We start from the raw sequence: 22,005 nt of genomic DNA on the forward strand, positions 1-22,005 counted from the left end.
GTTTCCCGCATCGAACGCATCCGATGCGGGAAACCAGGGCCGTCGTGTTGTGCGCGTTCAACCGCCCGCGATGGGGTGGGCCGAGGTGGTTGTGCCGCGGGTGACGCGGTCCGCCTGCGGCGGGCGGCGGCTGCCGACCGGAGTGACCGGTGTGCGGTCCGAGCGGGCCGTGTGCGGGCCCGGCGCCAGATAGAGGGGCGCCTTGGGCGCGTGGGCCGTGGAGACGGGCTCCTGAGGCGTGGAGACCGCTTCCGGCGCCATGGAGACGGGCTCCTGCGCCGCGCAGACAGGCTCGGGCGCCGTGGAGACAGTGGATACCGGCTCCGGGGCCGTGGGCACCGGCTCCGGCGCTGCGGGCTCCTCCGGGGCGGACGTACGCGGCTTGAGCGCCACCGGCACCTCGACCGGGGTCGCCGGGATCGTCGCCGGGGCGGCGCGGCGGGAGCGCCAGCGGTCGCGCAGGTCGAAGATCTCGGCCTCGGCGCGGGCGACCATCGGCTCGAACCACGGCAGCGCCAGCAGGATCAGCAGACCCGCGGCCCAGCCGAGCAGCACATCGCTCAGCCAGTGCGTACCCAGGTACACGGTGGTCAGGCCGACGCTGAGTGACACCACGGCCGACAGGGCCGACAGCCAGCGCCGGGCCTGCGGCGTGGCGGCCAGATAGGAGAGGATGCCCCAGGTCACCACGGCGTTCGCGGTGTGTCCCGAAGGAAATATGTCGCTGCCGGCCTGGAACCAGTGCCACATCTCGTTCGAGCCGATGTCGGTCGCGTAGTGCGGACCGGAGCGGCCCAGGCCGTACTTCACCACGGCCACCGTGATGTTCAGCAGCAGCACGGCCGCGCCGAAGGCCAGCAGCGGGCGCAGCGTGTGCTGCCGCCAGGAGCGCCAGCCCAGCCAGGCCGTGACCATCACCGCGGTCGGGCCGCGCTGGCCGAGGACCACCCAGTAGTCCAGGAAGGCGTGGATCTCCGGCCATTGCTGATACGGCCGGAAGAGCATCGCCTGCCAGTCGAACCGGACCAGCCAAGAGGTGAGCACGACCGCCAGAACGATCGTGATGTAGAAGGCGAGCGTCGCGCCGAAAAGGACCACCCGGTGCCGCGTCATCCGGGGCACGTCTAGGACGGGCCGCTCCGGTTCACGGTCCAGCCGGGCGAAGATCCGGTCGAGCCGGCTCGGCTTTGGTTCGGTACGCACACGATCGACGTTACAGGGAGTGAGTGGAGTTACCCGCAGAAGCTAGCCCTTTGTAATGACGATGTGATGTGGGAAAGCTCTCAGGACGGGGTTTATTTCCGAGGATTCGGCAATCCCCTGTGCCCCTTCCCTTCAATTCCTTTGATCACTTCAGGGGTCAGGTTTTGCCCTGCTTATAAATCCGTTCACCGGGTGATGGCCGGGAATTCTCCGGAAGCTCACCCTCCGTCGGCGGCTCTGCGGCGACCTGTCAGGGCGGACCGGAGCCGTTCAGCCAGAAGGCCCCGTACACCGCCGAGGCGGCCGCGACAGCGCCCAGCACCAGCGCCGACCTGGTGGTTCGCAGCCGGGCCAGGGCCAGGGCGAGGGGCAGCAGCAGGGGGAAGGCGGGCATGAGCAGGCGCGGTTTCGAGCCGAAGTAGCTCGACGCGCACAGCGCCAGCGCCGTGACCACACCCGCGTACACCAGCAGCGGCAGCGGCTGGCGCTGCCGTACACAGACGACGTACAGCCACACGACCAGGCCCACGCCGGCGATCAGCCCGACCCCCGCCAGGGCCGACGGAAACGACGTGAACTTTGCGGCGACAAATCGGGCGAACGCCCAGCCGCCGTCGAAGCCGTTGCGCCAGCCCGCCTGGACGTCGAGATAGCCGAGCGGGCCCTTGCCGGTGCGGTGGCCGACCCACAGGACGTACCCGGCGGCGCCGAGGGGCGCGAGCAGCATGCCGAGGGCGCGTCGCCACGCGGGCGCGCCGTTTTCCGGTGTACCAGGGGCAAGGAAGGGGGCGTGCTCCGGGCTGCGTGCGCCCTCGTCGGGCGCCGCGCTTCGGTGTCGTACGAAAGTGGCGATCCCGGCCGCCCACACCGCCGCCACGACCGCCAGGCCCACCGGACGGGTCAGGCCCGCCAGCAGGGCCAGGCTGCCGGCCGTGAGCCAGCGGCCGGTCAGGACGGCGTACAGCGACCAGGCGGCGAGCGCGGTGAACAGTGACTCGCTGTACGCCATCGACTGCACGATCCCGACGGGCAGCACGGCCCACAGCAGCACCGCGCAGAACCCCGCGCGCTGGCCGTACACATGGTCGGCGACCGCGTAGATCCCCCAGGCCGCGGCGAGCGAGGCCAGCACGGCGACGAGGAGGCCGGCGCCCGCGTACGACAGCGGGGTCGTCGCGTGCAGCAGCCGCTCCAGCCAGGGCAGCAGCGGGAAGAAGGCGAGGTTGGAGTGAATGTCGCCGTTCGGGAGGCGGACCTCGTAGCCGTACCCCAGCTCGGCGACCCTCGTGTACCAGAGGGAGTCCCAGCGGGCGGTCAGCAGGGTGTACGCGCTCTTGTCGCGCGCCGCGCTCCACAGGGCGAGGGCGAGCAGGCCCAGGGCGCGGACGGCCGCGTACCCGAGAAGGGCCCGGGCCGTCCCCGTGAGTCTGACTGGTGCCACGCGCGTCGCAAGATCGGTCACGGGTCCGATTATCGACGGCCCCCGGAACCGGACCGGCCCGCGCTACGTGGGGGAGGGGGAGGCGGAGTGGCGTACGCCACACAGGTTCCGCGGGACGCGTGAGAGGTCCGCCACTCAGGACCGGCGCGTTCTCGCGTACATTGACGTGTCACTCGCCTTTCGTTGCGCGGGCCGGAGACCACCGCTCCTCTCCGGCCGAGTCACGGGGAGCCCCACCCCGTGTGCCCGCCGAACGCGAGGGAACATCTGGGAGGTACGTACATGTCCGGGACGACCACGGCCGCCGCGCTGCGCCGTCGGGCGGCCGGGGCCGGTGCAAACCGCTGGGTCGTCCTGATCGTCCTCTGCGTGAGCCTGCTCCTGGTCGCCGTCGACGCGACCGTGCTGCACGTGGCGGTGCCCGCCGTCACCGAGGACCTCAAGCCCGGCGGGATAGAACTGCTCTGGATCGTCGACATCTATCCGCTCGTCTGCGCCTCGCTGCTGATCCTCTTCGGCACGCTCGGCGACCGGGTGGGCCGCAGACGGGTCCTGCTCCTTGGATACGGGCTTTTCGGCGTTGCCTCGGCCATGGCGGCCCTCGCCGACACCGCCCAGGTGCTGATCGCCGCACGGGCACTGCTCGGCGTCGGCGGCGCGATGATCATGCCCGCGACCCTGTCGATCCTCCGCCAGGTCTTCCCCGACCGGCGTGAGCGGGCCCTCGCCATCGGCATCTGGAGCGCGGTGGCCGCGGTGGGCGCGGCGGTCGGACCGCTGCTCGGCGGCTTCCTCCTCGAACACTTCTGGTGGGGCTCGGTCTTCCTCGTCAACATCCCGCTGATGCTGGTCAGCCTCCCGGTGGGACGCCTGCTGCTGCCCGAGTCGAAGGGCGACGGCAGGGGGCCCTGGGATGTCGTCGGCGCGCTGATGGCGGCGGCCGGCCTGTTCGGGGTGGTCCTCGGCGTCAAGCGGCTCGGGGGCGGCGAAGTGGACGGGGCCACCGCGCTGCCGCTGGTGGTGGGCGCCGTGCTGCTCGTCCTGTTCGTACGGCGGCAGCGGCGGCTCAAGCATCCGCTCGTCGACCTGCGGATGTTCGCCCGCCCCGCGTTCAGCACGTCCGTGGGCTGCATCGTGCTGGCGATGCTGGCCCTGGTCGGGCTCGAGCTGATCGCGGCGCAGTATCTGCAGCTGGTGCTGGAACTCTCCCCGCTGGAGACCGGTCTACGGCTGCTGCCGCTGACGTTCGCCGCGATGGCGGCAGGGCTCGCCGGGGCGCGGATGCTGCGCAGGTTCGGGCCACGGCGGATGGTGTGCGCCGGGTTCGCGCTGACCGCGGTCGCGGTGCTGACACTGATGGCGATGGGCGGCGAGGACAATCCAGGCCTGCTGCTGCTCGGGTTCGTGCTGCTGGGCTTCGGCCTGGAGACGACGCTGTTCGGGGCGTACGAGTCGATGCTGAGCGAGGCTCCGCAGGAACAGGCGGGCGGCGCCGCCGCGATCGGCGAGACGTCGTACCAGCTCGGTGCCGGGATCGGGATCGCGCTGCTCGGCAGCGTGATGAACGCGGCGTATGCGCCCGGACTGTCGTCCGTGCCGGGGGTTCCCGGGCGGGCCTCGGCCGCGGCGGAGCATTCGCTGGGCGAGGCGTACGAGGTCGCCGACCGTCTCGGCGGCCCGGCCGGTGTCGCCCTGCGCCGCGCCGCCCAGGACTCCTTCGTGCACGGGCTGCATGTGACGCTGCTGGTGAGCGCGGGGCTGCTGGTGCTGGGCGCGGTGATGGCGCTGCGGTTGCCGCGGGTCATGCAGTGCGAGCAGGCGGCGACCGTGGAGCTGCCCGGTCCTCGGGAAGTCGTGGAGTCCCGCGTCTCGGTGTGACGGCGAACCCCGGGTACCGTAACTACCGGTGCTAGTTAATTATCCGGAGGGTGTCCCATGCCGTTGCCCCCGTTCGATCCCGCCGACCCCCTGGGCATCGACGACCTGCTGGACCCGGAGGACCTCGCGATCCGCGACACCGTGCGGAGGTGGGCCGCCGACCGGGTCCTGCCGTATGTCGCGGACTGGTACGAGAAGGGCGAGCTGCCCGACGTAAGGGTACTCGCCCGTGAACTCGGCGGGATCGGGGCCCTCGGGATGTCCCTCAGCGGATACGGCTGCGCCGGTGCGAGCGCCGTGCAGTACGGGCTGGCCTGCCTGGAACTGGAGGCCGCCGACTCCGGCATCCGCTCCCTCGTGTCCGTGCAGGGCTCCCTCGCCATGTACGCGATCCACAAGTTCGGCTCGGAGGACCAGAAGCAGCACTGGCTGCCCCGGATGGCCTCCGGCGAGGTCATCGGCTGCTTCGGTCTCACCGAACCCGACCACGGCTCCGACCCCGCCTCCATGCGCACGCACGCCAAGCGGGACGGCGGCGACTGGGTGCTCAACGGGCGGAAGATGTGGATCACCAACGGGTCGGTGGCCGGTGTCGCCGTCGTCTGGGCGCAGACCGACGACGGGATCCGCGGGTTCGTCGTGCCCACCGACAGCGCCGGCTTCTCCGCTCCGGAGATCAAGCACAAGTGGTCGCTGCGCGCCTCCGTGACCAGCGAACTCGTCCTCGAAGACGTACGGCTGCCCGCCGACGCGGTACTGCCGGACGTCACCGGTCTGCGCGGCCCCCTCAGCTGTCTCTCCCACGCGCGCTACGGCATCGTGTGGGGGGCGATGGGGGCGGCGCGGTCCTGTTTCGAGACCGCTGTGGAATACGCGAGGACGCGGGAGCAGTTCGGGCGGCCCATCGGGGGATTCCAGCTCACCCAGGCCAAGCTCGCCGACATGGCGGTCGAACTGCACAAGGGGATTCTGCTCGCCCATCATCTGGGGCGGCGGATGGATGCCGGGCGCCTGCGTCCCGAGCAGGTCAGCTTCGGCAAGCTCAACAACGTACGAGAGGCGATCGAGATCTGCCGTACGGCTCGGACGATCCTCGGGGCCAACGGGATCTCCCTGGAGTACCCCGTCATGCGGCATGCGACGAACCTCGAGTCGGTGCTCACCTACGAGGGCACCGTCGAGATGCACCAGCTCGTGCTGGGCAAGGCGCTCACCGGACTCGACGCTTTCCGGTAAGGGCCCGGCGGAGCGGGCAGGGCCGACGGGCGGCCCTGCCTCAGCTCTGGTTGAAGAAACCGTCGGCGCGGTGTGCCGCCGGCTCCCCGCTGACGATCTCCGTGTCCGCCGGGCTGAGCAGGAACACGCGGTTGGACACCCGGTCGATCGAACCCCGCAGACCGAAGATCAGGCCCGCCGCGAAGTCGACCACGCGCTTGGCGTCGCCCGGCTCCATGGCCGTGAGGTTCATGATGACGGGGACACCCTCGCGGAACAGCTCGCCGATGGCGCGCGCGTCCCGGAAGCTGTCCGGAGTGACCGTGCCGATCCGGCGGCCCTTCTCGACCGCCACGTCCGAGGCCACCTTCACCCGCGGATCGGTGACCCAGGCCTCCCCGGGCTCGGTCCCTTCGGAGTAGTCGTCGTCGTAGTAACGCTCGTCATCGTTGTCGTCGACGAGGCCAAGCCAGGCACTCGCCTTGCGTACCGATCCCATGGACGCCTCCTCTCACAGCGGTCTCTTTTGCTTTCCGCATCCCTATCGTCATCCATGATGCGGACGTCGCGCCAAGTGGATAGACGCCGCGCGGGGGGTTTGTGACGGTACTGGTGCACAGCGAATACGTCGAGAGCCCTGGTCCCCCAAGGGTCTTGCCGGACAGTGCTGCTGACTGTGAGTGAAATATGATTGTTCGCGTCGTATGGGTGAGCGGCGGGGCGTACGGGTGAACAGCGATGGTCCCATCGGCGCGTTACAACGGGCCGCTCATCTCGGTTCTGACGGAGGCTCAGGCCGATCGGGCGCGTACCTTCACTGATCGTTCAATGGTTGACGGCCGAAAGGCACCCTTGCGTCAACCGGTCGTTCGGCCGAATACTCCCTCCAGCGCTTGTCAGGGGCACGGCGTGTTCGGAATCCGGACATTCGGCCCACTGGCTGCGCCTCACGGGCCCCGACCCCACGCGGGCCCCCAACTTCCCATGTGGAGGAACGAAAAGTGAGGATCAAGCGCACCACCCCCCGCAGCGGTATTCAGAGACGGACCCGGCTGATCGCCGTCAGTACCGGTCTCGTGGCCGCAGCCGCGATCGCGATCCCCAACGCGAACGCCGCCGACCCCACCACGTTCAGCGCCTCCCAGCTCAAGAGCGCCGGCTCCTCGGTGCTCAAGGCTGATATCCCCGGCACTGCCTGGGCCGTCGACGCGAAGACCAACCGGGTCGTCGTCACCGTCGACAGCACGGTCTCCAAGGCCGAGATAGCCAAGATCAAGGAGCAGGCGGGCGCCAACGCCTCCGCGCTCACGATCAAGCACACCGAAGGCAAGTTCCAGAAGCTCATCCAAGGCGGCGACGCCATCTATGCGAGTAGCTGGCGCTGCTCGCTCGGCTTCAACGTCCAGAACAGCAGCGGTGCCCAGTTCTTCCTGACCGCTGGTCACTGCACCGACGGCGCGGGCACCTGGTACTCCAACTCCGGCCGCACCACGGTCATCGGCTCCACCGCCGGCTCCAGCTTCCCGGGCAACGACTACGGCATCGTGCGCTACTCCGGGTCCGTCAGCCGTCCCGGCACCGCGAACGGCGTGGACATCACCCGCGCGGCCACGCCCAGCGTGGGCACCACCGTCATCCGCGACGGCTCCACCACCGGTACGCACAGCGGCCGGGTCACCGCCCTCAACGTGAGCGTCAACTACGGCGGCGGCGACGTCGTCGGCGGCCTGATCCAGACCACCGTCTGCGCCGAGCCTGGCGACTCCGGCGGTTCGCTGTACGGCAGCAACGGCACCGCGTACGGTCTGACCTCCGGCGGCAGCGGCAACTGCTCCTCCGGCGGCACGACCTTCTTCCAGCCGGTCACAGAGGCCCTGAGCGCTTACGGCGTCAGCGTCTACTAGACCGCCCGGCGGATACTCCCAGCCGCCTCGCACCACCGCACTCGCACGGCACCACCTGCAGCCGGCAGCAGGCGAGCCCCCGCACGCACCCGCGTGCGGGGGCTCGCTGTCGTGCGGCGGGAACAGGCGGGAGAGGAACGGCAGTTGGAGTGGGGCTCGGGTGGCTGGATCACGAGGCCCTGGACTCCGGTGTGGCGCACAGCCAGTCCAGTACGGCAGGCAGGGCCCTGAGCGCTCCGAAGTGGCCGGCGTCCGGGTCCAGGACGGGGCGGGCCCGGGGGATGCGGTCCGCGAGCCACTTGAAGTGGCCCACGGGGGAGAAGGTGTCCAGGGCGCCGTGCCACAGCAGCACCGGCCGGGTGATGACCGCAGGGTCGAAGCCCCAGCTGCTGAGCAGGGCGAGGTCGTCGTCGAGCCAGCCGTACGCCGAGGTGCGCAGCGACTCGCGATAGTCGCGCAGCAGCATGTCGCTGATGGCCGGGTCGGAGATGATCCGCCGGTCGGAGTCGGTGAGCCCGTCGCGAACGGAGACCAGCAACTGGGCCGGATCGCTGCGGATGGCGGCGGCGCGCGCGGCCAGCCGGTCGGCGAAGTCCAGCGGATCGGTGAGGGCCCGGGTGAAGTCCTCGACCTTCGAGAGGGCCATGCCCTCGAACCAGCTCAGTCCAGCGGTGTTCGGCGGTGCGGTACACCCCAGCGCCGCCACCCGCCGCACCCGCGCCGGCAGCAGCGCGGCGCAGGCCAGTGCGTGCGGGGCGCCGCCCGAGTGGCCGAGGACGGCGAACCGGTCGAGCTGGAGAGCGTCCGCCAGCCTGGCCACGTCCCGGGCCGCGTCGGCCACCCGGCGTCCCGGCCGGCGGTCCGAATCGCCGTAGCCGGGACGGTCGTAGGAGATGAACCGCACGCCGGGGCGCGCGGTGAGGATGGCCTCCGGCACCGTGCCCCGGCGGCAGCCCGGGGTGCCGTGCAGCAGCACCACCGGCGTGCCGTCCGGATCTCCTCGCTCCGCCACCGCCAGCCATCGCCCGTCCCGCATCCGTACGCCGTCGACCACCTGCGTCCTCCGTCTCCCCAACGCGAACATCCCGGATTACCGTCGAAGTACACACCTTGTGCGCCCGATTCGGACCCTGGGGGGCCGTGATGGTCGAGGAGCTGGTGGCGGCGGGCGTCTCGCTCGCGTCCGTCGGAGCGGTGTACGTGATGTCGGCGGCGCGGGTCGTCAAACAGTACGAACGTGGTGTGGTGTTCCGGCTCGGCAGGCTGAAGTCCGATGTGCGCGGGCCCGGGTTCACGATGATCGTTCCGTTCGTGGACAAGCTCCGCAAGGTCAACATGCAGATCGTGACGATGCCCGTGCCCGCGCAGGAGGGCATCACCCGGGACAACGTCACGGTGCGGGTGGACGCCGTCGTCTACTTCAAGGTCGTCGACGCGGCCGACGCCGTCGTGCAGGTCGAGGACTACCGCTTCGCGGTCTCGCAGATGGCGCAGACCTCGCTGCGCTCGATCATCGGCAAGAGCGACCTGGACGATCTGCTGTCCAACCGCGAAAAGCTCAACCAGGGCCTGGAGTTGATGATCGACAGTCCGGCGATCGGCTGGGGCGTGCAGATCGACCGCGTCGAGATCAAGGACGTGTCGCTGCCCGAGACCATGAAGCGCTCCATGGCCCGGCAGGCGGAGGCCGACCGGGAGCGGCGGGCGCGGGTCATCAACGCCGACGCCGAACTCCAGGCGTCCAAGAAGCTCGCCGAGGCCGCTGAGCAGATGGCGGACACACCCTCCGCCCTGCAACTGCGGCTGCTCCAGACGGTGATGGCGGTCGCCGCCGAGAAGAACTCGACGCTCGTGCTGCCCATCCCGGTGGAGCTGCTGCGCTTCCTGGAGAAGGCGCCGGGGCAGGCGCCGTCGGCCCCTGCGGTGCCCCCGCGCCCGGCGCAGGAACAACTGCCGCCCGCCGAACCGCGCTTGGATCCGGACCCCGAAGGGTCGATTTCAAGACAGGACTAGTCCTCACAGACAGCACATGAATTACTCGCTCGTAGTGTTTGCAGCGCGAACACACCAGGGGTGACTGTGCACGGTCAAGGTGAGGGGGCGCGCAACCGCGTTCTACGCGCGTCCGGAAGTCGACCTTGTGTGCCCCCTGTAAGCCTCGGGATAGTGAACCTTGTTCAACCGGCACGGACGCGGCGCTTTTTGTTGTACGTCGTCCCCCGTGCCGTACGCCTTCCGGTTCGCCAGGCCCCCACAGCCTTTCGGACCGACCCCCCACAGGAGGACGTGAGTTGAAGCACCGACGCATACCCAAGCGGCGTGCCGCCGTGGCAGGTGCGGGCATCGCCGCACTCGTAGCCGCGGGTGTCACCTTGCAGACTGCGAACGCCAGCGAGAGCACGGAGAACTCCGCGCCCGAGACGCTCTCGGTCATGGCGGCCGGAAAGCTCGCCTCGACGCTGGGCAAGGAGCTCGGCACCGACGCGGCCGGCACCTACTACGACGCGCAGACGAAGAACCTCGTCGTCAACGTGGTCGACGAGGCCGCCGCGCAGACCGTCGAGGAGGCCGGCGCCAAGGCCAGAGTCGTGGCGAACTCTCTCGCCGAGCTCAAGAGCGCCCGGACCACCCTGAAGCAGGACGCGACCATCCCGGGCACCTCCTGGATGACCGACCCGGCCACCAACAAGGTCGTCGTCACCGCCGACCGCACGGTCTCCAAGGCCGAGTGGGCCAAGCTGACCAAGGTCGTCGACCGGCTCGGCGCCACGGCGGAACTCAAGCGCACCAAGGGTGAGTTCAAGCCCTTCATCGCGGGCGGCGACGCCATCACCGACGGCAGCGGGCGCTGCTCGCTCGGCTTCAACGTCGTCAAGGGCGGCGAGCCGTTCTTCCTGACCGCGGGTCACTGCACCGAGGGCATCACGAACTGGCAGGACTCGGACGGCAACGAGCTGGGCACCAACGAGGTCTCCAGCTTCCCGGACGACGACTACGGCCTGGTCAAGTACACGGCCGACGTCGAGCACCCGAGCGAGGTCAACCTCTACAACGGCTCCTCGCAGGCCATCGCGGGCGCCTCCGAGGCCACCGTCGGTATGGAGGTCACCCGCAGCGGCTCGACCACGCAGGTGCACGACGGCACGGTCACCGGCCTGGACGCCACCGTGAACTACGGCAACGGTGACATCGTCAACGGCCTGATCCAGACCGACGTCTGCGCCGAGCCCGGTGACAGCGGCGGCTCGCTGTTCTCCGGCGACCAGGCGATCGGCCTCACGTCCGGCGGCAGCGGTGACTGCACGTCCGGCGGCGAGACGTTCTTCCAGCCGGTGACCGAGGCGCTGTCTGCCACGGGCACGGAGATCGGCTGACGCGTTTTGTAGCGCCGTGAAGTCCCGCCCCTTTGTGAGGGGCGGGACTTTCGCGCGCGGGGGCGGGGCAGCGCCCTAAGGGGCGCGGGGAACTGCGCGACCAGCCACGATGGCGCCGCAGACAACCGACGACAGATCGCGGCACATTCAGCGGAGCGTCACCGCTTGGGCCAGTACCACAGCGGTTCGTCCAGCGGGCCCTCTCGGCCCGCCACCTCTGTCTGTCCGAACTCCTTGATCAGCTCTATGGAGTTGACGTCCAGGCGATGGCGTATCGCGCCCTTGGCCAGGGCGTCGGCCAGCGGTCTTGCGTGGGTGACGACGATGATCTGGATGTCCTTCGTGGCGGTGAGGATCAGGTCGGCGAGTGGGGGGATCAGGTCGGGGTGGAGGCTGGTCTCGGGCTCGTTGAGGACCAGGAGAGACGGGGGCCGGGGGGTGAGCAGTGCGGCGGCCCAGAGGAGATAGCGCAGGGTGCCGTCGGACAGTTCGGCCGCGGTGAGCGGGCGCAGCAGTCCGTGCTGGCGCAGGGCGAGTTCGAACCGGCCGCCGTGGTTCATGACCTCGACGCGGCTGCCGGGGAAGGCCGCGTCGACCGCCTCGTCCAGCGCCTCGCGGTGACCGACCTCGCGGATCGTCTGGAGCGCCGCCGCCAGGTCGGAGCCGTCGCCGCTGAGCACCGGCGTGCGGGTGCCGATCACGGCGGCGCGGGCCGGGGCGTGGGCGTCGGTGCGGACATGGTCGTAGAACCGCCAGGATCTGATGAGTTCGCGCACCGCCAGCACGTCCGGCGCGTGCTGGGGGTCGGCCATCTCGCCGAGCATGCTGTCGTACGGCCGTAGCGTCCCGTGTACACGAGACCAGCCGCCGCCCGCGCCGCGCACCTTCACGGCCGCCCCCGCGCGGTCCGAGAGGACGGCGGCGGGGCGCAGCACCGGCCCGCTCCAGATGCACTCGCGCTTGATCTCCGGGTCGACGTCGAACATGGACGGCGGGCCTGCCGGGACCGGATATCCGAAGTCCATCGCATATCCGAACTCGTCTCCCGCGAAGCCCAGTTGCAGGCTGACCGGGCCCGAGCGGAGGGTGCCCTGCACCGGATGGCGGCCTTCGCGCACCGCGCGGCTGATCTTCTCGGGTCCCGCCCACAGCACCGACGGCAGCCCGCCCTCGCGCGCGAGAGCCGCGACGGCGCCGCCGCGCGCGGCCTCGGCGAGCAGCCGCAGGGCGCGGTACAGGCTGGACTTGCCCGTGCCGTTCGCTCCCGTGATCACGTTCAGTCTGTCCAGGGGCACGATCAGGCGACGCAGGGACCGGTAGTTCTCGACGGCGAGTGTGCGAAGCATGTGTCCAGGCTTGCAGACGGGACTGACAATGGCCCCTGGGTCAGCCTGCCGCCCGCCGCCGTCGGAACGTCGCCGCGGCCATCGTGATCACGATCCCGGCCGCCGCCCACGCCGACAGCACCAGGAGCGATGCCGTCGTGTCGTTGCCCTTGAAGTACGCGATGGAGCGCGCCGCCCACGTCCCCGCCCCCGGCGGCAGCGCTGGGCCGATCGCGTTCCAGAACGGCGGCAGCATCGGCAGCGGGAAGGCGCCGCCCGCGCTCGGGTTGCCCGCGATCACCACGATGAGGATCGCGAGGCCGACGCCGACGATCCCGAAGACGCCCTGGAGCGCGAGCGTGGCGGCCCCCACGGCGAACGTGATCAGCGCGCCGAGCCCCCAGAGGGCGGCCACGCTCCCGGGCAGGGCGCCCAGGATCGGCCCGACGATGACCGCTCCGCCGAGCCCTCCGACGATCGACACCAGCGCCATGGCGACCAGCCGGATCGTCGCGCGGCGCGGGTTGGCGGGCCGGGCGCCGGAGCTGATCGCCAGGATCGAGGCGCACAGATAGCCGCCGACGCACCAGCCGACGACCAGGTAGAAGGACGACAGCCCGTCGAAGTCCTGGGGCGAGGCCGGGGCCACGTCGACGACCCTGACCGTGCGCTGCTCGGCCTTCTCCAGGGTGGTGGTGATCGTCTCCAGGGCGGTGGCGAGGACAGTGCCACCGCCGGTGGCGACCAGGAGCGTGTCCGTCGTCCCCGCCGGGTCGATGATCAGCGCCCCGTCGATGTCCCGGTTCAGGATCTGCTCGCGCGCCGTCGCCGCGTCGGCCACCGCGCGCGGGTCCAGGGGTGAGCCGGGCAGCCGCTCCAGGCGGGTCACCGCCTGCTCGGCCGCGACCTGGGGTGCGACCACCCCGAAGGGCACGTCCTTGGGCTTCGGGTCGTGCAGCGCGCCTACGTAGGAGGCGATGAACAGCAATTGGAGGGCGATCACTCCGATGACCAGCAGGGTGGCTCTTGGGGTGACGGCGTCCTTCACCTCGGAGAGGAAGCTGTTCTGTGTCATGCCCCCACGGTCCGAGGGAGTGGGCGTTTCCGCAGGCGGGGTGCGGCCGAATGGGTGCCCTACACACGTTCTTCATCATCGTTATCTGTTCGAGATCTTTTGTGGCTCACGCTGGGCTTGGGGTGCCCGTTACATTTGGGGCTCCGGGGGACCTCAACCTTGTTGACCACAGCGGAAGTTGATCCTCCGTCAGCTCTTCACGGCCGTACAGCCGAACGCTCGGGGGGAAAGCGCTGTGCAGAAAATCCAGCTGACCTACTGGTGGAACGGGCATGAGCCGGGGGATGTCGTCGAGGTCGACGACTCGACCGCGCGCGGAGTGCTCGGTGTGATCGCGCGGCCCGTGCCGGAGGCCGAGGCCGAGCGGGACGGCGAGCCGGAGCCCCGGGGATGAGCGAGCCGTACGTCACCTTTCCGGACGTGGAGCAGCTGGTCGTCGATCTCCTGAAGGACCGCAGTGAGCTGGCCGGTGTCCTGGTGGACGTCCAGCCGCCCTCCGGGTTCGACGGCACGCAGCGTGCCGTGCTGGTCTCCCGGGTCGGCGGGGCCTGGGCGGAGGATCCCCGGCTCGACAATCCACTGGTCGATCTCGAGGTGTACGGCCCGTCCAAGGCCGCCGCCCATACCGTCTCCCTCGTCGCCCGCGCTCTGATGCTCCAGCTCAGGGGAGCGGTGCACGGCGCGGCGACCGTCGTGGACGTCGTCGAGGAGGACGGGCCGCGCTGGCTGCCCGACTATCGGCACGCCACCGCCAACCGCTATGTCTCGACCACCCGGCTGGTGGTCCGCCCGGCCTGAGCCGGTTCCCTCTCGTACGTGCCCGCCAGCATCAGCGCCTGGTGCGCACCACATCCGCAGCACGTCATGTCCAACTCCCACCAAGGAGCAGTGATGGCCGGAACGAACGCCAAGGAGATCCGGGTCGCGGGCAGTGGCCGGGTCCTGATCGCCCCACTCGCCACCGCACCGCCCGCCGACACCGGTGCGGCGTGGGGTGCCGGGTGGAAGGACCTCGGCTACACCACCACCGACGGGGTCAAGATCTCCAAGAAGGACAAGCTGGACCCCGTGGACACCTGGCAGAGCGTCAGCTCGGCGAGGTTCGTCTACTCCGACCGGGACCTCAGCTTCAAGTTCCAGCTGCTTCAGCTGAACGAGGACACCCTGCCGTTCTTCTTCGGCGGCGGGAAGGTGACGGAGACGGCGACCGGGTCCGGCCTCTACAAGTACGAGATGGCGGCCGAGCCGAAGTTCGACGAGCGGATGCTCGGGCTGGAGTTCACCGACGGGGACGAGGTGACGTATCGCATGATCGTCGCCCGTGGCCAGGTGACCGAGACGGAGGAGATCGCCCTCGTCCGTACGGCCCCCGTGAAGCTGGGCGTCACCTTCACGGCGCTGGCGACGGTGGACGACGCGCCGCTGGCGACGTTCCTGATGAAGGACCCGAGCTTCAGCGCGGCCTGACCGATTCCCCTTCTTTCCAGCCTTTCCAGTCCTTCCAGCTAGGAGCCCTACGCGCCATGGCCCGTTTCAACGTCAACGCCGCCCGTGCCCAGCGTCTCGAAACCCTCGGGAAGGACTGGGAGTTCGAGGTGGACAGCGATGTGTTCCACCTGCCGACCGAGTTCCCGCGCAGCATCGCCAAGCAGATCGCGGCGCTGGAGGACAACGACATCGACGGCCTGCTGGCGCTGCTGCTCGGGCCCGAGCAGTTCGAGCGGCTGGGCAAGTACGACATCAGCGTCCAGGACGTCTCCGCGATCCTGGAGGCGTACGGCAACGAGACGGGCATGACGCTGGGGGAAGGCTGAGCCTCGGCGCGCTGGTCGACGAGCACGCCGAGGCCCTGGAGGCGGACCTGCTCCGCCACTACGGTGTCGACCTCCTCGACTGGCACCGGGGCCGCCTCTCCTCCCGCCGCCTGCGCGTCCTGACCGAACACCTGCCCGCCGACTCGTCCTTCGCCCGGGCGGTCCATGGCGAACAGGCGGACTGGACCGTCACGGATCATCTGCTGGCGGCGGTCGTCGACCATCTCGCGGTCGCCAACTGGATGTTCGCGACGGTCAACCGGGACGAGGACACGGAGCCGGCGCCATATCCGGAGCCGGTGCCGCGGCCCGGCGGACCCGACGCGGCTGCGGACGCCTCGGTCGCCGACCTGTCGTCTGAGCCGCGGGGCGCGACCGCGGCGGAGATCGTGGCCTTTCTGAACTCGCCCGTATGAAAGGAGGCGACCGATGTCCCCTTCGGAGTCGACCGGAACCATTCCTCCCTGGTTCGTCTCGTATGTGATCTCCAAGCCGTTCCAGGACGCCGTCCGCAAGGCCGTGGACCCCAAGTGGCTCGCGGACAACGTGCCGGTCACCGGCGCGAAGGCGGAGGTCACAGGGGTGAAGGCCGAAGCCAATGCCGCCGCCTTCAGCTTCTTCGGGGCGCAGACCGAGTACAGCCTGTTCAAGGCCGAGGGTGCGCTCTTCGACCTGAACAAGGTCCTGGCCGACCGGGCCCAGGAGACGCGGGACAAGGACCAGGACGACCGGCTCCGTGGTCTGTCCGCCGGGGCTGTGGAAACTGGGGACCTGATCGCCAAGGTGAGGCAGGACCTCCAGTCCACCGCCGCCGCCCTCCGCAAGACCCTGGGTGAAGGCGACAAGCAACTGCGCAAGGAAGTCCCCGAACTCCGGACCAAGGTCAACGGCATTCGCGACCGGCTGCTCGCCGCCGACCAGACGCTGCACGGCCGGATCACCACCCTCGGCAACAAGATCGCCCAGGGCACGCGCAACGCGGACGACCGCAGCAGGGCCGAAAAGGCCAGGGTGAAGGAGCTGGACAAAGAGGTCAGGGCAGGCCTGCGGCGAGTCGATCAGTTGCAGGGCAGCGCCAAGGCCGCGGGCCGGGACATCGGCATCTTGATCGACCGCGTCACCGCTCTCGAACGCGCCCTGCGGTAAGAGCGACTCGCACGACCCCGACCACAACGGCGACAGCGACGGAGTCAACCCACCATGCAGACGTCACTCGTATCGGTCACCCGGGCGCTGAACCAGATGCGATCCGCCGCGACCAACACCGGCGGTGCCGTCTCGCGTATGCGGACCGCGGTGACCGGTACCAGTGGTTCGGTCGACCGGCTCAGGAGTGCCGCGACGCAAGCGAGTACCGCCACCGGCCGGCTGCGGACCGCCGCCACCCAGGCGAGCGGTGGCCTCAACCAGGTACGGACCGCCGCCGCCCGGGCCTCCGGTGATATCCAGCGGGCGGGGCGGAGCGCGGCGTCGGGCGGTGGGCTGTTCTCCCGGTTCAGCCAGGGGCTGCGGACCGCCACCACCGCTCAGCGGGGGCTCAACACCGCGATGAAGGCCAACATCCTCGGTGCCATCCTCGCGCTCATCCTGCCGCTCATCACCAAGCTCATCGACATGGCGATGCAGTCGAAGACCGTGCAGGCCGTCGTGCAGGCGGCGTTCAAGATTATCGGCCAGGTGGTGGGGACGGTCATGAAAGGGGCGTCGGCCGCCATCAACTGGCTCATTGACGCCGGGAAGAGTGTGGTCAATTGGCTGAAGGCCAACTGGCCGTTGCTCGTGGCGATTCTCACCGGTCCGGTGGGGATCGCCGTGCTGGCGATCGTGAAGCACTGGGACCGGATCAAAGAGGCGGTCGGGACGGTGCGCGACTGGATCGTCGACAAGTGGAACGCCGTGGTTGATTTTCTGCGGGGGGTTCCCGGGAAGATCTGGGGCTTCTTCGCCGAACTGCCCGACCGGCTGATGGGTCTGGGCGGCGACCTCATCATGGGGCTCATCAACGGCATCAAGAACTCGGCCTCGGCCCTTCTCAACACCGTGAAGAACTTCATCATCAACACCATTCCCGGGCCCATCCGCAGCATCCTCGGCATCTCGTCGCCGTCCAAGGTGATGATGGGCTTCGGCGGTGACGTCGGCGAAGGTCTCGCGCTGGGCATGGAAGGCGCCGGCAATCGAGTGGCCGGGGCCGCCGGGCGGCTCGCCACCGCCACCGCGCGGAGTGCGATCGGACCCGGTTACAGCCTCGCCGGAGTCGCCGCCCGCTCGGGGGCCGGTGCCGGTGGCGCCACCGCCGCCTCCCCGGTCACCGTCAACGTCCATCCCCGCCCCGGACAGTCCGAGTACGAGATCGGCCGTATCACCGCCCGTGAACTTGCCTGGGCGGCCAAGCGATGAGCGGGCAGCAGCTCCAGCAGCCGGTGTTCGAGGTGGACGGCTGGGCGGGGAACACCGTCGACGACTCCGGCGTCGAATGGTGGGTCACCAGCGAGCAGGGCTGGGCCGGCACCCCGCCCCTCCGGCTCACCCTGACCGACCGGCCCGAGCGGCACGGCGCGTTCGACGCCCCCTCCTACCGTGGACCTCGCGTGATCACCCTGGAGGGCACCGCCGTCGTCCCCGACCGGGCGGCCCGCGAATCGGCCAAGGACCGGCTGGCCGCCGTACTCGCCGACGGCAGTACGCTCACGCCGCTCGTCGTCACCGAACCGCACCGCACCCGGCGGGCGTTGGTCCGGCTCACCGCCGAGACGAAGATCGTCGACCGCAAGTCCGGCTTCGAGTTCTCCCTGACCATGACCGCGCCGGATCCGCTGCGGTACTCGTACGGCCTCAACACCAGTACCTGCCCGCTGCCCTCCTCCAGCGGTGGCGTCGTCTTTCCGCTCACCTTCCCCCTGGACTTCGGATCGGGCTCCTCCGGCGGCCGGCTGCTGCTGGAGAACCAGGGCACCGTCCCCACCTGGCCCGTCTGGCGGATCGGCGGGCCCTGCGTCCAGCCGGTGATCACCAACACCGCGACCGGCGAGGAGCTCGCCTTCGAACTCACCCTCCAGGAAGGCGAGTTCCTGGTCATCGACACCGACGCGCGCTCGGTCCTCCTCCAGGGCACCGCCTCCCGCCGCTCCGCGCTGCGGCCCGGCTCGGACTGGTTCCCGCTCCGGCCGGGCTCGACGCCCGTGCTCTTCCGCGCCCGCAACGATGCCCCGGCCGCCCGGCTGACCGCCGAATGGCGCGACGCCTGGCTCTGACCCCGCCCACCGAAAGAGCTACAGAAGGAACGCACCCGCATGGCTGAACCTGAATTCGAACGTCACTCCGGATGGCTCTCGGGCAGTGTCGTCGACGCCGAGGACGCCCGGCTCGCCACCGGTGTGCTCGCCGCGGCGTCCGCCGACCCCGGCAACCCGATCGCCGCCCGTACGGGAATCAAGCCGGGCCCCGGCAACCCGGGCGCCGTCGAGGCGATCGCCACGCCGTCCCGCGAAGTGACCGTGCGCCCGTTCCAAGGCGTCGTGCAGGGCACCCGGAGCACCGCGGCGGGCGCGTATCTGATCACGCTCGCCCAGCAGAAGAAACTCGACGTGCTGACCGCGGCCCCCGCCCACTCGTCCAACCCCCGCATCGCCCTCGTCGTGGCCCAGCAGACCGACCGGCAGTACGGCGACGCGAGCGACGGCATGCTCGTCCACGTGGTGGCCGGGGCCCCCGCGGTGACGCCGGTCGCGCCCACGGTGCGCGGCGACCACATCCCGCTCGCCGCGATCACCGTCCGGGCGAACGCGGGATCGATCGCCCGAGGCGACATCAAGGACCTGCGCGTGTTCACCGTCGCCGCGGGCGGAGTGCTGCCGCTGCAGACCCACGAGAACCTCCCGGCCGACGGCTACACAGGCCAACGCGTGTACGACCTGGAGACCGGCCTCGACCTCGTACGCGTCGGCAGCGCCTGGCGCCCCGCGGTCACGGGCTCAGTGCAGTTCTTCGGCCCGGCCGATGCGGGCTGGCCGCAGACCGGCTCGGCGGGCGCCAACTCCTTCGTCTTCAACCAGGTGACCATTCCTGCGGCGCCCTACCCTCGGATGCTCTCCTTCTCGGGGCAGGTGATGGTGTCCACCTCGGGCGACGAGCGATGGGACCACGTGGTGCGCGGGCCGGACGGAGGGGGCCTCACCTGCGCCACTTTTCACGGCGGACCCACGAGGCTCACCACCACGGTCACGACCGGCCACCAGCTGATCCCCGCGACGACGGGGCCCTGGGTGCTGCAGCAGACCCTCGACCGGGGCGGCGGCATAACGACCGGCACCGCGAGCGTGCCGACGGGCTCCGCGGTCTTCACCGGCCTGCGCGTGACGGCGTTCCCTGTCACGTGACATCCACCGAGGAGAGGCATCACCATGAGCACGCCCCCACCGGAACGTGACTCCGCCTGGGTAGCCGGCGGTGTCATCGACGCCGAGGACGCCCGGCTCGCGACCGGCGTGCTCGCCGCACCCGGGGCCGGACCGGTCCAGGCCCGCAGCGGTATCCGCGCGGCCACCGGCGACCCCGGCCGGGTCCAGGCCACCACCACGGTGTCCGGCAAGGTCACCGTGGCGCCCTTCCAGGGTGTGATCCAGGGGACGAGGGCCACCGCGGCCGGCGCCTACCTCGTCACGCTCGGCCAGGAGAAGACCCTCGACGTACTCGGCACGCACCCCGCCGACTCGGCCAACCCGCGCAACGACCTGGTCATCGCCCGGCAGCGGGACGAACAGTACGGCGACGCCACGACCGCCATGACCGTCGAACTCGTCAAGGGGACGGCCGCCGCCACCCCCACCGACCCCGTGGTGACCGGCGACCACATCCCGCTCGCCCGGATCAGGATTCCGAGGAACGCCACGTCCGTCGCCAACGCCAACATCGAGGACCTGCGCCCCTGGACCACGGCCGCCGGCGGCATCCTGCGGGTCTGGGGCGCGGCCAACCGGCCCACGTACCCCTACACCGGCATGTACATCCACCGCTGGGACACCAACCATCTGGAGTGGTACGACAGTTCGGCGGGCTGGCAGGCGGTCAACGACGACACCGGCTGGGTCACCCTCCCCCTGCTTCCCAACTGGAACGTGTACAACAACGAGACACCGGCCGTACGCCGGGTCGGCGCCACCGTCCACATGCGCGGCGCCCTGCAGACCGCCGTCGCCCTCTCGGCCAACGCCATCTCCATGGTCGCCGTCCCGGCCGGTTTCCGCCCGGCGGTGGGGCACCACTGGTACACCGCGCTGGGCGGTGTGACACGAGGGCTCGAACTCATGCTCCGCACCGACGGCACCGTGGTGCTGTTCGCTCAGGGCGTCCAGTTGCCAGCCACTCAGTTGATCTACCTCAACACCACCTGGCTGGTGGACCAGTGACCCGCTACACCTACTACACCGCCGACCTCACCACCGGCGCCGTCACCGACGAACTCCCGCTGTACGACGTCACGTTCAGCACCGAGCTGAACGAAGCCGGCGAGTTCCGCGCCCGGTTGCCCCTGGGCGACCCGCGCGTCACCGTGCACCGCCCCCGGGAACTCACCGAGCCCGGACGCACCGCCCTCTACGTCGAGCGGGACGGAGTGCTCGTATGGGGCGGGGTGATCTGGACCGTCAAGTACACCTCCGCCGACCAGCACCTGGAGCTTGGGGCGGCCGGCTTCCTCTCCTACTTCGACCACCGCCGGGTCCTGCCCGCCGACTTCGACCCGGACGCCACCGACCTGTCCGCGGCCGACGTGCCCTTCATCGACCGCGACCAGTCCGACATCGCCCGCGCCCTCGTCGCCACCGCCCAGGCGCACCCCGGCGGCGACATCGGGGTGCGCCCCGAGTCCACGGCTCGCTCCGGCATCACCCGCACCCTCGTCTACCGCGGCAGCGACCTCAAGAGCACCGGCGAGGCCCTGCGCGAGCTGGCGAGCCTGGAGAGCGGCCCCGACTTCCTCTTCGACATGGCGTACGGCACCGACGGCCGCCCCGTCCACCGGCTGCGCGTCGGCACCCCGCGCCTCGGTCAGCAGGGCACCCCGCACGTGTGGGAGTACGGGGCCAACCTGACCGGCTACACCTGGCCGGTCGACGGCGCCTCCACCGCGAGCCGGGTCTTCGCCCTCGGCGAGCAGGGCGAGGGGGAGAGCAGCCAGCTCGTCGCGGTCGCCGAGGACCGCGCCACCGGACGCCCGCTCACCGAGACCGAGGTCTCCTACGTCCATCTCACCGACGCGGCCCTCCTGGCCTCCCAGGCCCGCTCGGCCCTCGCCGCCGTCTCGGCCCCCGTGGTCCTGCCCGAGCTGACCGTGCGGGCCGACCTGGACCCGGTGCTCGGCTCCTACCAGGTGGGCGACGACGCCACCGTCGTCATCAAGGACGTCTTCTTCCCCGAGGGCACCCAGTTCGACGTACGGATCACCGGGATCGAGGTCACCCCGGGCAACGACGCGGGCGAGGAACAGGTCCAGCTGACCGTGACACCCACCACGAACAGGAGCACCCCGTGACCAGGATCAACCGCCCCGACACCCTCCTGACCGAGCTCCGCGACATCAAGCGCCGGCTGCACGCCCTGGAGACCGCGCAGCGCACGACGCCCGGCACCACAGCCCAGGCGACCGCCAGGGACGCGGAGGAACCCGCCGAGACGGACGCTCCCGACTCCGAGTAGCCGTTTCCGCAGGTGAGGGACGCTCCAACGGTAATCGCACAGACGTTCGGGATTTGGTCTATGGTGGGGGTGAGGCAGTC

The 22,005-nt window shown here is 70.2% G+C and carries 23 protein-coding genes; 17 read left to right on the forward strand and 6 right to left on the reverse strand.

The window, feature by feature from the left end:
• Positions 1-57 precede the first annotated feature (57 nt).
• Complete coding sequence (locus AB0I98_RS34520; protein ID WP_362948828.1) at positions 58-1,203, reverse strand: phosphatase PAP2 family protein; 1,146 nt, start codon at positions 1,201-1,203, stop codon at positions 58-60.
• Positions 1,204-1,453: 250 nt separating this feature from the next.
• The gene (locus AB0I98_RS34525) at positions 1,454-2,665 is read right to left on the reverse strand and encodes a mannosyltransferase family protein (protein WP_362948829.1); all 1,212 of its coding nucleotides are present in this window, start codon (positions 2,663-2,665) and stop codon (positions 1,454-1,456) included.
• A gap of 261 nt (positions 2,666-2,926) precedes the next feature.
• Between AB0I98_RS34525 and AB0I98_RS34530 the strand changes: the two genes are divergently transcribed.
• On the forward strand, positions 2,927-4,522 hold the full coding sequence (locus tag AB0I98_RS34530) for an MFS transporter (RefSeq protein ID WP_362948831.1): 1,596 nt from the start codon (positions 2,927-2,929) through the stop codon (positions 4,520-4,522).
• 57 nt (positions 4,523-4,579) lie between these two features.
• A complete protein-coding gene (locus AB0I98_RS34535; RefSeq protein ID WP_362948833.1) occupies positions 4,580-5,758 on the forward strand; it encodes an acyl-CoA dehydrogenase family protein in 1,179 nt (392 codons plus the stop codon).
• A 40-nt stretch (positions 5,759-5,798) separates the two neighbouring features.
• Here the strand turns inward: AB0I98_RS34535 and AB0I98_RS34540 are convergent, their stop codons facing one another.
• Entirely contained in the window at positions 5,799-6,236 is a 438-nt protein-coding gene (locus tag AB0I98_RS34540; RefSeq protein WP_210574660.1) for a cell division protein SepF, read from the reverse strand.
• Between the two features lie 502 nt (positions 6,237-6,738).
• On the opposite strand from AB0I98_RS34540, the gene AB0I98_RS34545 reads away from it, so the two are divergent.
• On the forward strand, positions 6,739-7,641 hold the full coding sequence (locus tag AB0I98_RS34545) for a S1 family peptidase (protein ID WP_362948835.1): 903 nt from the start codon (positions 6,739-6,741) through the stop codon (positions 7,639-7,641).
• 169 nt (positions 7,642-7,810) lie between these two features.
• Here the strand turns inward: AB0I98_RS34545 and AB0I98_RS34550 are convergent, their stop codons facing one another.
• Complete coding sequence (locus AB0I98_RS34550) at positions 7,811-8,695, reverse strand: alpha/beta fold hydrolase (protein ID WP_362948837.1); 885 nt, start codon at positions 8,693-8,695, stop codon at positions 7,811-7,813.
• Between the two features lie 89 nt (positions 8,696-8,784).
• On the opposite strand from AB0I98_RS34550, the gene AB0I98_RS34555 reads away from it, so the two are divergent.
• Complete coding sequence (locus AB0I98_RS34555) at positions 8,785-9,654, forward strand: slipin family protein (protein ID WP_362948947.1); 870 nt, start codon at positions 8,785-8,787, stop codon at positions 9,652-9,654.
• Between the two features lie 278 nt (positions 9,655-9,932).
• Positions 9,933-11,015: a S1 family peptidase gene (locus tag AB0I98_RS34560; protein WP_362948839.1), complete on the forward strand. Its 1,083-nt coding sequence runs from the start codon at positions 9,933-9,935 to the stop codon at positions 11,013-11,015.
• Positions 11,016-11,173: 158 nt separating this feature from the next.
• Here AB0I98_RS34560 and AB0I98_RS34565 read toward each other — a convergent pair whose 3' ends face one another.
• Together AB0I98_RS34565 and AB0I98_RS34570 are read right to left on the reverse strand one after the other, a co-directional pair.
• Positions 11,174-12,361 carry an AAA family ATPase gene (locus AB0I98_RS34565; RefSeq protein WP_362948841.1) on the reverse strand — a complete coding sequence of 396 codons (1,188 nt, stop codon included), beginning with the start codon at positions 12,359-12,361 and terminating at the stop codon, positions 11,174-11,176.
• A 40-nt stretch (positions 12,362-12,401) separates the two neighbouring features.
• Positions 12,402-13,415, reverse strand: coding sequence for a DUF3533 domain-containing protein (locus AB0I98_RS34570; RefSeq protein ID WP_362948843.1), 1,014 nt, complete (start codon positions 13,413-13,415; stop codon positions 12,402-12,404).
• A 235-nt stretch (positions 13,416-13,650) separates the two neighbouring features.
• Between AB0I98_RS34570 and AB0I98_RS34575 the strand changes: the two genes are divergently transcribed.
• The 12 genes from AB0I98_RS34575 to AB0I98_RS34630 all read left to right on the forward strand — a co-directional run bounded on the left by AB0I98_RS34575 (position 13,651) and on the right by AB0I98_RS34630 (position 21,925).
• Positions 13,651-13,809: a hypothetical protein gene (locus AB0I98_RS34575; RefSeq protein WP_301978706.1), complete on the forward strand. Its 159-nt coding sequence runs from the start codon at positions 13,651-13,653 to the stop codon at positions 13,807-13,809.
• Positions 13,806-14,213 (forward strand): hypothetical protein, encoded by a 408-nt coding sequence (locus AB0I98_RS34580; RefSeq protein ID WP_362948845.1) that lies wholly within the window; start codon positions 13,806-13,808, stop codon positions 14,211-14,213. Before AB0I98_RS34575 ends, AB0I98_RS34580 begins: the two co-directional genes overlap by 4 nt.
• Positions 14,214-14,306: 93 nt before the next feature.
• Positions 14,307-14,882, forward strand: coding sequence for a phage tail protein (locus tag AB0I98_RS34585; RefSeq protein ID WP_210574671.1), 576 nt, complete (start codon positions 14,307-14,309; stop codon positions 14,880-14,882).
• 56 nt (positions 14,883-14,938) lie between these two features.
• Positions 14,939-15,229 (forward strand): hypothetical protein, encoded by a 291-nt coding sequence (locus AB0I98_RS34590; protein WP_362948847.1) that lies wholly within the window; start codon positions 14,939-14,941, stop codon positions 15,227-15,229.
• A 47-nt stretch (positions 15,230-15,276) separates the two neighbouring features.
• On the forward strand, positions 15,277-15,645 hold the full coding sequence (locus AB0I98_RS34595; RefSeq protein WP_362948949.1) for a hypothetical protein: 369 nt from the start codon (positions 15,277-15,279) through the stop codon (positions 15,643-15,645).
• A gap of 13 nt (positions 15,646-15,658) precedes the next feature.
• A complete protein-coding gene (locus tag AB0I98_RS34600; RefSeq protein WP_362948849.1) occupies positions 15,659-16,375 on the forward strand; it encodes a hypothetical protein in 717 nt (238 codons plus the stop codon).
• 54 nt (positions 16,376-16,429) lie between these two features.
• Positions 16,430-17,629 carry a hypothetical protein gene (locus AB0I98_RS34605; protein ID WP_362948850.1) on the forward strand — a complete coding sequence of 400 codons (1,200 nt, stop codon included), beginning with the start codon at positions 16,430-16,432 and terminating at the stop codon, positions 17,627-17,629.
• Entirely contained in the window at positions 17,626-18,483 is an 858-nt protein-coding gene (locus AB0I98_RS34610; RefSeq protein WP_362948852.1) for a phage tail protein, read from the forward strand. The genes AB0I98_RS34605 and AB0I98_RS34610 overlap by 4 nt, the downstream gene beginning before the upstream one ends.
• A 39-nt stretch (positions 18,484-18,522) precedes the next feature.
• The gene (locus AB0I98_RS34615) at positions 18,523-19,608 is read left to right on the forward strand and encodes a hypothetical protein (protein ID WP_362948854.1); all 1,086 of its coding nucleotides are present in this window, start codon (positions 18,523-18,525) and stop codon (positions 19,606-19,608) included.
• Between the two features lie 24 nt (positions 19,609-19,632).
• Positions 19,633-20,637, forward strand: coding sequence for a hypothetical protein (locus AB0I98_RS34620; RefSeq protein ID WP_362948855.1), 1,005 nt, complete (start codon positions 19,633-19,635; stop codon positions 20,635-20,637).
• Entirely contained in the window at positions 20,634-21,761 is a 1,128-nt protein-coding gene (locus AB0I98_RS34625; protein WP_362948857.1) for a hypothetical protein, read from the forward strand. Before AB0I98_RS34620 ends, AB0I98_RS34625 begins: the two co-directional genes overlap by 4 nt.
• The gene (locus tag AB0I98_RS34630) at positions 21,758-21,925 is read left to right on the forward strand and encodes a hypothetical protein (protein ID WP_362948859.1); all 168 of its coding nucleotides are present in this window, start codon (positions 21,758-21,760) and stop codon (positions 21,923-21,925) included. The genes AB0I98_RS34625 and AB0I98_RS34630 overlap by 4 nt, the downstream gene beginning before the upstream one ends.
• The last annotated feature ends 80 nt before the right edge of the window (positions 21,926-22,005 follow it).

It is taken from the genome of Streptomyces sp. NPDC050211 (genome assembly GCF_040656035.1).
Classification (GTDB): Bacteria; Actinomycetota; Actinomycetes; order Streptomycetales; family Streptomycetaceae; genus Streptomyces.